Below are 10,495 nucleotides of genomic sequence, written 5' to 3'. Positions count from 1 at the left end.
AGCTCCTCGAGCTTGACGATCGCCGTCTCGTCGCCGACCACGGCCACCTTGGCCAGCCCGGCCACGGTCCGCTGCTCGAACACGTCCTGCGGGGTGAACACGATGCCCGCCGCCCGCGCCCGCGACACCAGCTGGATCGACAGGATCGAGTCGCCGCCGATGGCGAAGAACGAATCGTCCGCGCCCACCGATTCGGCGCGCAGCAGTTCCGCGAACAGCTGCGCCAGTTGCGTTTCCACCGGGCCCGACGGCGCGCGCGTACTGGTGGCCGGGAACTCCGGCTCGGGTAGCGCGGAGCGATCCAGCTTGCCGTTGGCGGTCAGCGGCAGCGAATCGAGCACCATGATCGCCGACGGCACCATGTGGGCAGGCAAGCTCTGGCCGACGTGCTCGGCCAACGCGGCGGTATCGACGACGTGGCCGGCAGTCGGCAGCACGTACGCCACCAAAGCCGTAGCGCCCGAAGGCAATGTCTTGCCCATGGTCACCGCGAAATCCACATCCGCGTGCGCCTCGAGCGCATTGTCGATCTCGCCCAGTTCGATACGGAATCCGCGGATCTTCACCTGGAAGTCCGAACGCCCCAGGTATTCGATGACCCCGTCCTCGCGGCCGTACCGCACCAGGTCACCGGTCCGGTACAACCGCGCGCCCGGGTTCTCGGCGCTGCCGAAGGGGCTGGCCACGAAGCGTTCCGAGGTGAGCCCCGGCCGCCCGAGGTACCCCTGCGCGAGCGCGGGACCCGACAGGTACAGCTCGCCGATCACGCCCGCGGGCACCGGCCGCAGCCGGGTGTCCAGCACGAACGCGCCGACGCCGGGAATCGCGGTGCCGATGGTGATGGGTTCGCCTGCCACCATGGCCGCGCTGCTGGTGGCGAGAATGGTCGCCTCGGTCGGGCCGTAGCCGTTGTAGAAGGCCCGCCCGGGCACCGCCCAGCGCGACACCAGCTCGGGACCGAACTTGTCACCGGCGACGACCACGACCTTCAGATCGTCGAGCCCGCTCGCGTCCACCGACTCCAGCGCGGCCGGGGTGATGAGCATGTGCGAAACGCGTTCGCGCCGTAGCAGTTCGGCCAGGTCCTGCCCGCCGAAGACGGTCGGCGGCGAGACCACCAGGGTCGCGCCGGAGGAGAAGGCCAGCAGCAGTTCCAGCACCGAGACGTCGAAGTTCGGCGAGCACACGTGCAGGACCCGGGCGTCGCGGTCGATGCCGTAGTGCTCGCGCTCGGCGGTGATCAGCGCGCCCAGACCGGTGTGCGTGACGACGACGCCCTTGGGGCGGCCGGTCGAACCGGAGGTGTAGATGACGTAGGCCGGATGCTGCTCGGTGAGCGCGCGCACCCGGTCGGCGTAGGAGATGGGGTGTGCGGGCCGCGCCTCGATGCGCGCCTCGACCTCGGGATCGTCGAGCACCAGCCAGGAGACGCCGTCTCCGAGCTGCGCGCGATGCGCCGAGTTGGTCACGCCGAGCATCGCGCCCGAGTCCGACAGCAGGTATTCGATGCGGTCCGGCGGATACTTCGGGTCGACCGGCACGTACGCCGCGCCCGCCTTGGCGATGGCCCAGACCGCGAGCACCGACTCCAGCGAACGGCTGATCCCGATGGCGACCACATCGCCGGGGCCCACGCCCGCGTCGATGAGTTCGCGCGCCAGCCGCGAGGAAATCTCGTCGAGTTCCCGATACGTGAGCTCCCGCTGGTCGGCGGGGGCGCCGGTCGGGTTGAAACGGATCGCCACCGCATCGGCCGCAGCCTCGACCGAGGCGGTCAGAAGCTGCCCGAAGAGCAGGCTGCCGGACCGGCGGCGACGACTACCACGAGCTGAACGGCGGGCAGTATCCATTCGAGTGTATTCACCTCTCGCGTTCATCAGGTTCCGCCCGGCCGAAGCGAATTCGACACCCACCCGGCGACATGCGGGAGCGCAGTCGGTGGTGGTGGCGGTCCGAGCAATCCTATACGGGTGCACCGGTGCAGAATTACTGCCCGAGCTCTCACTCACCCATCGCAACGAGAGCGGTACCGCGTTGCAGCTTCATCAACGCGAGTGAAATAGCCCACAATTCACGGCCGGTCCCCGGCCCGCGGTCACAGCCAGCCGCGGCGGGTGGCCTGCACTCCTGCCTGGAATCGGGTGCTGGCCCCGAGCCGTTCGAGCAGACTCGCGGTGCGCCGCACCACCGTCCGGCGCGACAGGCCCAACCGCCGGGCGATGGTGTCGTCCGTCGCCCCCATGCTCATCAACGTCAGGATCGCCTTGTCGCGTTCGTCCAGCGCCTCCGACGGGTTCACCGAGATCGGCGTGGACATCAGCCACAGCGCGTCGAACGTCTTGACCAGCAGATCCAGCGTGGGCGACGGTCCGACCCGCACACCCATGGGATCGCCGCGGCGTTCATCGGTGTGCAGCACCAGCACCGCGCGCCGGTCGTCGGCGACGATCAGCTTCATGGGCGGATCGGGCAGCGTACGCGCCTGCGCGCCAACCGCATTGGTGGCCAGCACGTGCCGCAGCCGCTCGGGATCCTGGTAGATGGTCTCCTGATACAGCGTCCGGTAGTCGATACCGGCCTGAATCCGCGAGGACTTGAGCTCGAACATCCGCTCCTCGGTCTCCACATCGGAGAGGAACGGGCCGCGCTCCACCACCTTCACGCAGGTGTGCGCGGTGTGCTGCAGATCCTCGAAATCGGCCAGCAGCTGGCGGCGTTCGTAGACGGCCACCACCGCGCCGTCGGCGTCGGTGGTACGGCGCACGGAGCGGAAGGTCTCGCCCAGCCGCGCGGCGGCCGACTGCATGCGCAGCATGTCCTGATTGCGGCGTCGAGTCTCGGCCTCCGACAGGGCTTCCGGCGCGTGCGCGTCGAAACGCACCACGCCCTTGCCGTCGGTGAGCCGGACCACGGCCTCGAGCTGACACAGCGCCTCGAGCACCGTCTCGGCGATGCGCGGCGGAATGCTGAGTCGGTCGGCGACTTCGGGCACCGTCGAACGCGGGTGCTGGATCAGCACCCCGTACGCGCGCCCGTGCAGGGAGGCGGGGTCGAACAGATCGTCCAGTGTCGTCACCGCGCCCACCGGCATGCGCCGGTCCGGAAAACGTCCGGTCGTCGGAAGCGGTGAACGATCTACTGGTCCGGGCCCCACTGCTGCTGCATGAGAACGCCCTTGCTGGCTAGCCATGGCAGCGGATCCATCTTGTTGTCGGCGGCGTCCCAAATCTCGAGGTGCAGATGGGGACCTGTGGAATTACCGCGGTTGCCCACGGAGGCGATGACATCGCCGGTGTTCACGCGCTGGCCGACGTTCACGTACATGTCGTTGACGTGGCCGTAGACCGCGGTGGTGCCGTCGTCCTGCTTGACACGCACCCAGAGGCCGAAGCCCGAGGCGGGGCCGGCATCGATGACCGTGCCGCCCATGACGGAGTGGATCGGGGTGCCGATCGGGTCGGCGAAGTCGATGCCGTAGTGCATCGCGCCCCAGCGCATGCCGAAGCCGGAGGTCAGCTGGCCGTCGACCGGCTTGACCACGTTCGGGCCCGGATTGAGCTGCTGCTGCAGGGTTTTGAGGGTCTGCTCGGCCTGCTGCAGCGGCGCGGAGATCTCCGGCGGCAGGTTCTGCAGCCCGAAGGGGGCCGGGTCGGGGGTTGCCGCGGCGACCGGCTGGGCCTGGGGCGTGGCGTCCGCGACCGGCGCGGTGTCCTTGGCCTGCTTGAGCTCGAGCGCCGTGTCCTCGACCGCGAGATCCGCGCCGACGGTGGTGGGCGTCTCGTCATGGTTCGGGAGCAGGGGGGCGGCGTGCGCGAGGGCGGGAACGAGCTGCGTCGCGGTGCCGATCAGGGCTCCGGCGGCGACGGCCACGCCCGCGACGGTCTTCACTCGATCGGTGGCGGAGGGTTCGGCCCGGTGACGTCGGCGCGACGAGGTGCCAGCGCGGCCGGCACCGGAATCACCAAGCAAATCCATGACTGTTACGGAGTTCGCGGTCGTTCGGTGGTGCGGCACTGCAAGTCCTAGCGTTCGGTGGGTCCGGTAACGATTCGGCATCGCTGTGACGGAAACAGTACTCGGTTGTGACCGAACCGCAACCTTTTGTGCGATAACGCCAGCTGGAGCACTCGAACCCTTGATCACAAAAGGTAACCGACGGGGCACACTTGTGACATGGTTCTCGACGAGTTGGGTACGCCGATAATTCTCGCCCCGATGGCCGGTGGGCCGTCCACTCCGGAACTGGCCGCGGCCGTGTCCGAGGCGGGCGGGCTGGGATTCCTGGCCGCCGGATATTTGCCCGCGAGTGAGCTGGGCGCGCGGATCAAGGCCACGCGGGCGCTGACAGGCCGGGCGTTCGGGGCCAATCTGTTCTATCCCTCCGAGCCCAGTCCGACCGCTCGGTTCTCTCCTTATATAGAGGAGCTGTCCCGCGAGTTCCCCGTCGGCGACGCGAAGTACGACAGCGACGACTGGGAAGCCAAGCTGGACCTGCTGATCGCCGAGCCGGTGGCGGTGGTGTCGAGCACCTTCGGCTGCCCGACCGCCGAAGAGATCGCGCGACTGCACGCCGTGGGGTCCGAGGTGTGGGTGACGGTCACGACCGTGGCCGAGGCCCGGCAGGCCGTGGCGGCGGGCGCGGATGTGATTGTCGCGCAGGGCGCGGAGGCGGGCGGGCATCGCGGCACGTTCGTCGACGACCCGGCCGACGACCTCGCCGATCCACTGGGACTGCTGACGCTGGTGCAGTTGCTGCGGGCCACCGTGGACATCCCGGTGGTGGCGGCGGGCGGGATCGCCACCGGTGCGGCGGTCGCCGGAGTGCTGGCCGCCGGCGCCGCCGCCGCGCAGATCGGCACCGCGTTCCTGCGCTGCCCGGAAGCGGGGACCGCGCCGCTGATCCGCGACGCCATCACGACCGACACCCCGACCATGCTGACCCGGGCCTTCACCGGGCGGCGGGCGCGCGGGCTGCGCAATCGATTCATGGTGGAGCACTTGGACGCACCCGCCGCCTACCCCGAGATCCATTACGCCACCGGACCTTTGCGGTCGGCCGCGCGGGCCGAGGGCAACGCCGACGCGGTCAACCTCTGGGCAGGTCAGGCGCATGCCCTGGCCGTCTCGCTACCGGCCGGCGAGCTGGTGCGCGCCCTGACCGCGGATGCGAAAAATGCTCTGGAACGGGCACTTTCATTGCGAATCCAGAGTTATTGACAACGGTTTCCGTCTACAATCGGCTGACACCTTCCGCCATCCCATGAGGAGAGCGATATGTCACTCGACGTACCCACCGCACTACTCGAGCGCGCCGAACGTGGTGAGGTCAGCGACGCAGAGTTCGTCGAATGCGTCCGTAACTCGCTGCCCTATGCCTATGAGGTCGTCAGCCGGGTCGCCGCCGATCTGCGTTCCGGCACGGAGGAATACGCGGACAACACGATAGCCCCGCCCGACGAGACCGCCCGCGGCCAGCTCCTGCGCGCCATGGCCTCGGACGCGATCCGCGGCGGGCTGGAACGCCACTTCGGCATCAAGCTCGCCTTCCAGAACTGCCACCGGGTCGCGGCCTTCCCGCTGTCCTCGGTCGGCGGCGACACCTACAGCACGTTCATCTCGACCCGCGCCCAGCTGCTCAACCAGAGCCCGGAACTCCGCAACTGCTGAGTATTCGAAAACCGCTGAGCGCCTGATCAAGCAAGCGGCGCGACCGAAACCCGGTCGCGCCGTTTCTTGTTCAGCGTCCACCTGCCGCCCGCCAGCGGCGGCGCTCGGAACGAAACTTGCGGACCTCGCGAGTGCACAACCAGACGAAACACGCCGTCGGACCGACGAACAGGAACCATGCCAGGATCGTCGTTCCGACACCGCCGAAACCGCTGGTGACCGTCACTCCTACGGTGCCGATGGCCATGATGCCGAACAGCAGGGTCAGCAGAGACAAGATCACCCACCACACCGGCTGCCACGGCTTGACCTGCGGCTTTTGCATCGGCGGGGTGTAGCCGGTCGGGCGGAACGCGTACGGCGAGGCGTAACCCGGCGTGCCCGAGGACATTCCGGGATACGGCATGGACGGGGGCGGCAGCTGCGTGCGATCCCGAGGCGGCGGCACGGCGGCGGGCGGCGGGGTATGGGTCATGCCCTGATAGGCGGGGTAGTTCGGAACCGATTCGCCGCTGTCCCATTTCGCGGTGGGGGCGGAACGGCGCGGGGGCGCGGGGCGGGAAACGGCTGCGGCGGGACGGGATTCCAGGGCGGTCCTGGCGGCGGCGGCCAAGGCTCCGGCGCTGGGGAAACGGTGCGCGGGATCCTTCGCCAGGCCCCGCGCGATCACGGAATCCATGGCGGCCGAGATCAGGGAGCTGTGGTCGCTGGCGCGGGGCGGGTCGGCGGTGAGGTGGGCGGCCATCTGCTGGACCGGGTCCGAATGGGCGAAAGGCTTGACGCCGGTGAGGACTTCGAAGAGCAGGCAGGCCAGCGAATAGACGTCCGAACGTAGGTCCTCGGTGCCGGAATAGCGTTCCGGAGCCATGTACGCCCAGGTCCCCACGGCCACACCGGTGGTGGTGATGGTGGCCTGGCCGACGCCCCGGGCGATGCCGAAGTCGATGAGATAGGCGAAGCCGTTGGGCAGGGTCAGCACGTTGGAGGGCTTCACATCTCGATGCACCAGCCCGGCCTTGTGCGCGATATCCAGCGCCTCGGCGATCTGGGTGACGAGATCCACGGCACGCGCGGGCGGCAACGACACCACCTCGCGCAGAATCTTGGCCAGGTCGGAGCCGTCCACCAGCTCCATATCGATGTAGAGGCGGCCGTCCAGCTCGCCGAAGGCGTGGATCGGGACGATGTGGGGGCCACGCAACCGCGCGGCCAGGCGGGCCTCGCGCTCGAAGCGCCGACGATAGTCCTCGTCGCTGGCCAGCTCGACGGGGAGAAGTTTCAGCGCCACTTCCCGTTCCAGGTGGGTGTCCTCGGCCAGCCACACCTGGCCCATACCGCCCCGGCCGATCAGGCTGCGGAGCCGATAATGGCCGAGTTGACCGTCCCCCGGCACGTGCCCTCCCAGATCTACTGCCCTATGCGCGGTGCTCAGCATACGGCGGCGGGGCTGATCCGGACACCGCAGTGGTTACGTGCGGTGACAGTTCTCCAGGGTGTTCTGCGGCTCGGGGTCGTTGTAGGACTGGCCCCACGTCCATACCTCGACATGCAAGGTGCAGGACACGTGATCACCCGTCTGCAAACCCGCGATCGTAGGCACAGGAGCCAAACTGACCGTGCCCCCGGGCTTTCCCTTGACGGCCAGGCTCGGCGTTTGATCGGGCAGGCTGGTGACGCGGCATGCCGAGCCGACAGGGCAGTCGGCTATGAACTGCAAGGTTCCATCCCACTTCGGATCACCGAACACCTCATTCGACAGCTTGATCAGCGCCCAATAGGCGGATCCGACCATGATCGCGATGCCGACCATCACTCCTAGCAATACCCATAACGCGTCACGGAGCATCCGCCGCATATCTGCCTCCCCCAACGGTCGTCCCGGTACTCGGCATGACGTTATCGGCTGAGGGCGTGGGAATCCCGATCGAAATGTGGAGATTGTGCGCGAATTTCATTAGTAGCCAATATTTTACAGAGCGTGTTGCTTCGAATGGTATTTCGTGTCGCATGATTCGAAACTATTATCGATTGTATGAGTGATATCGCAGATGAGATCGCCGCCGCCAAAGAGTTGGTGGCGCGTCTCCGCGAGGTGCACTCGGAAATAGCTGCGCTGCAAGCCGAAGAGACCGCGTTGATGACCGGGCTCTACCACCTCCGCCGCGCGCAGCAACTCGATCTGGGCGTGAGCAACCTCAACGCGGGTGAGGACACCGCCACCGAAATCGGTATCGCGCTGAAGGTTTCGCAAGCCTCCGCCGACAGCCTGATCGCGCTCGGCCTGGATCTGGAGAACCGCTGTCCCGCCACTCGTGAAGCCTTCGCGGAGGGCCGGATCGACCTCGCGCAGACTCGTGCGATCACCAAGTCGCTGACCAACGCTTCCGACGAACTGCTCGCCGAGCTCGAACCGAACCTGGCTGCCTACGCCGAAAACGCTGACCCGCAACGCATCCGCCGCACCGCCCGCCGCCGCCTCCTCGAAGCCGACCCGGCCGGTCAAGCCGCGCGCCGCAAGGCCGCTGAGGCCGACCGCTACGTCTCGATCACCGCGCACGACGACGGCACCGCCCTCCTTGACGGTGTCCTGCCCGCCGCCGGTGGCCAGGCCGTCTACGAGCGCCTGCGTGAGATGGCGTCGGGCCAGTGCTGTGGCAAGGATCCTCGTACCGTGGCTCAGCGCCGCGCGGACGCGCTCGTGGCCCTCGCGGATGGCTCCGGTCGCTTGGTGTGCCAGTGCGGGCAGGACGACTGCCCGCGTGCCGTTGTCGGTGAGACCCCGGTCGCGCGTAAAGCGCTTGTGCAAGTGGGTGTCTCAGCCGAGACACTGGCCGGTTTGCAGGACAACCCGGCCCTGCTGTCTGGCCTGGGCGCGATCGACCCCGACCTGGCGCGTCAGATCGCCCGCCACGCCCGTTTCGAGGTCATCACCGAAACCGTCGTGCCGACAGCCATTCCGGAAACCGGCTCCGCCGCAGCAAGTGTCACCATCCACACGGCCAAGAATCCCGACACCGAGTTGCGCTACCGCCCCGGTGCCCGCGTCGCCCGCCAAGCCCGCGCGATCGATGGGATCTGCCGTGCGCCGGGCTGCCACATCCCGGCCGTCGCCAGCGATCTCGACCACCAAGACCGGTTCGACCACACCAACCCGCAAGCCGGGGGGCACACCACCGAGGACAACCTCGGGGCACGGTGCCGCCGCCACCACCGGCTCAAGACACTCGCCGACAACCACGCCAACGGCTGGACCGTGCGCCACCACCCCGGTCGTGTCGTCGAATGGCGCACACCCACAGGCGAATCCGCCATCACTGAGCCGGAAGGCAGCCTCTACCTGTTCCCGACCACCGTCGTGCCACCGGTCACCGCCGACGGTGTCCCGGACGCCGAGCCGACGGGGTCGATTTTCGATCCGGGGGTCGCGGTCAACATCATGACCGAGTTGGTGCACGTCTACACCACCCCAAGCCAACGTCGCCGGCAGGCACGCGCCCGCGCTTCGCGACGGGCTGGGATCAACATGTGATTGAGCGGCTCGAGGCCAGGTAACTCGGGGGGAAGACTACTCGCGTGATTGTGCTGCAACGGGATTGCGTCGAGGTGGCATGTACCGGAAGTGTGGTTGCGTCGCCTGCCCTACCGGACTTTCGCTGACGCGACTTGGGAGCCGTGACTCGCCTACCGGCCTGCGGACTGCACGGATCACCTTTCAGAGACAAGACAAAAGGGAAGGGTCAGGCTTCCTGGAGTTTGCGTTTCAGGACCTTGCCGGTGGGGTTGCGGGGGAGTTCGGGGAGGAAGATTACTTCTCGGGGGACCTTGTAGCGGGCCAGGTTTGATTTGACGAAGTCTTTGACTTCGGATTCTGTGAAGGTTTGGCCGTCGTGGACTACTACGAAGGCTTTCAGGCGGGCTCCGAATTGTTCGTCGGTGATGCCTATTACGGCTGCCTCGCGGACTGCGGGGTGGGTGTAGAGGAGTTCTTCGACTTCTACTGGGAAGACGTTTTCGCCGCCGGAGACGATCATGTCGTCGTCGCGGCCGTCGATGAAAAGGCGTCCCTTGCTGTCGAAGTGGCCTACGTCGCCGGAGGACATCAGGCCGCGGATGATTTCTTTGTGGCCGCCGCCGGTGTAGCCCTCGAATTGGATGGTGTTGCCTACGAAGATGCGACCGGTAGCGCCGTTGGGTACGGGGCGGCCTCGGTCGTCGAGGATCTCCACGCGTGCCCCGAGTACCGGTTTGCCTACGCAGCCGGGTTCTTCGGCCAGGTCGGCGGGGGTGGCGACGGTGGCGTAGGCGACTTCGGTGGAGCCGTACAGGTTGTAGACGACGGGGCCGAAGGCGGCGGTGACTTCGCGGCAGAGTTGTGCGCCGAGTTGGGAACCGGCCACGAAGATGATGCGGAGGGCGGAGAGGTCGTGGCCGGTCAGGGCGCGGCCGCCCAGGTCGATCATGCGGTTGAGCATGACGGGGACCGCGATCAGGGTGGTGGCGTGGTGTTCGGCCATGGAGTCGATGGCGGTTTGGGGGTCGAAGCGGCGGCGGATCACCAGGGTGGAGCCGAAGCCGAGAGTCAGCATGGCGCAGGCGAATCCGAGGGTGTGGAACATGGGGGCGCAGCATTCGGTCACCTCGTTCACGCGGAACGGGACCTTGGACAGCAGGCCGCCCAGGGAGGCGAGGGATTTCGGCTCGGCTCGGGGCGCGCCCTTGGGGGTGCCGGTGGTGCCGCTGGTGAGCAGGATGATGCGGGGTTCCGCGCCGGGGGGCGGCGGGGCTTGGGGGGAGCCGGTGGTGATGAGGTGTTCGAGGCTGTCCTCGC

Annotated in this window: 9 protein-coding genes; 3 read left to right on the top strand and 6 right to left on the bottom strand. The window is 67.7% G+C overall.

The window, feature by feature from the left end:
- The 3 genes from ACWELQ_RS25695 to ACWELQ_RS25685 all read right to left on the bottom strand — a co-directional run.
- Positions 1 to 1,850 (bottom strand): non-ribosomal peptide synthetase (locus tag ACWELQ_RS25695; RefSeq protein WP_452399608.1); only part of this gene is annotated, 1,850 nt, incomplete at its 3' end.
- Between the two features lie 245 nt (positions 1,851 to 2,095).
- Positions 2,096 to 3,076, bottom strand: coding sequence for a LuxR C-terminal-related transcriptional regulator (locus tag ACWELQ_RS25690; protein ID WP_452399607.1), 981 nt, complete (start codon positions 3,074 to 3,076; stop codon positions 2,096 to 2,098).
- Positions 3,077 to 3,135: 59 nt separating this feature from the next.
- A complete protein-coding gene (locus tag ACWELQ_RS25685; protein WP_452399606.1) occupies positions 3,136 to 3,975 on the bottom strand; it encodes a M23 family metallopeptidase in 840 nt (279 codons plus the stop codon).
- A 198-nt stretch (positions 3,976 to 4,173) separates the two neighbouring features.
- Between ACWELQ_RS25685 and ACWELQ_RS25680 the strand changes: the two genes are divergently transcribed.
- Positions 4,174 to 5,217, top strand: a complete 1,044-nt coding sequence (locus ACWELQ_RS25680) for a nitronate monooxygenase (RefSeq protein ID WP_452399605.1) — start codon at positions 4,174 to 4,176, stop codon at positions 5,215 to 5,217.
- A gap of 57 nt (positions 5,218 to 5,274) precedes the next feature.
- The gene (locus tag ACWELQ_RS25675) at positions 5,275 to 5,667 is read left to right on the top strand and encodes an SCO5389 family protein (RefSeq protein ID WP_452399604.1); all 393 of its coding nucleotides are present in this window, start codon (positions 5,275 to 5,277) and stop codon (positions 5,665 to 5,667) included.
- Between the two features lie 70 nt (positions 5,668 to 5,737).
- Here the strand turns inward: ACWELQ_RS25675 and ACWELQ_RS25670 are convergent, their stop codons facing one another.
- A complete protein-coding gene (locus ACWELQ_RS25670; RefSeq protein ID WP_452399603.1) occupies positions 5,738 to 7,060 on the bottom strand; it encodes a serine/threonine-protein kinase in 1,323 nt (440 codons plus the stop codon).
- 75 nt (positions 7,061 to 7,135) lie between these two features.
- The gene (locus tag ACWELQ_RS25665) at positions 7,136 to 7,522 is read right to left on the bottom strand and encodes a hypothetical protein (RefSeq protein ID WP_452399602.1); all 387 of its coding nucleotides are present in this window, start codon (positions 7,520 to 7,522) and stop codon (positions 7,136 to 7,138) included.
- Between the two features lie 177 nt (positions 7,523 to 7,699).
- On the opposite strand from ACWELQ_RS25665, the gene ACWELQ_RS25660 reads away from it, so the two are divergent.
- Complete coding sequence (locus tag ACWELQ_RS25660) at positions 7,700 to 9,196, top strand: DUF222 domain-containing protein (RefSeq protein ID WP_452399601.1); 1,497 nt, start codon at positions 7,700 to 7,702, stop codon at positions 9,194 to 9,196.
- A 208-nt stretch (positions 9,197 to 9,404) separates the two neighbouring features.
- Here the strand turns inward: ACWELQ_RS25660 and ACWELQ_RS25655 are convergent.
- A partial coding sequence (locus tag ACWELQ_RS25655) for an AMP-binding protein (RefSeq protein WP_452399600.1) occupies positions 9,405 to 10,495 on the bottom strand: 1,091 nt, incomplete at its 5' end.

It is taken from the genome of Nocardia sp. NPDC004722 (assembly GCF_053601505.1).
The sequence above is the reverse complement of the archived record's forward strand: the minus strand, read 5'-3'. Positions and strand labels throughout refer to the sequence as shown.

Coding starts and splice junctions, on each gene's coding strand:
- ACWELQ_RS25675 (WP_452399604.1), top strand. CDS start 5,275: ATGTCACTCGACGTACCCACCGCACTACTCGAGCGCGCCGAACGTGGT.
- ACWELQ_RS25660 (WP_452399601.1), top strand. CDS start 7,700: ATGAGTGATATCGCAGATGAGATCGCCGCCGCCAAAGAGTTGGTGGCG.
- ACWELQ_RS25685 (WP_452399606.1), bottom strand. CDS start 3,975: ATGGATTTGCTTGGTGATTCCGGTGCCGGCCGCGCTGGCACCTCGTCG.
- ACWELQ_RS25665 (WP_452399602.1), bottom strand. CDS start 7,522: ATGCGGCGGATGCTCCGTGACGCGTTATGGGTATTGCTAGGAGTGATG.
- ACWELQ_RS25680 (WP_452399605.1), top strand. CDS start 4,174: ATGGTTCTCGACGAGTTGGGTACGCCGATAATTCTCGCCCCGATGGCC.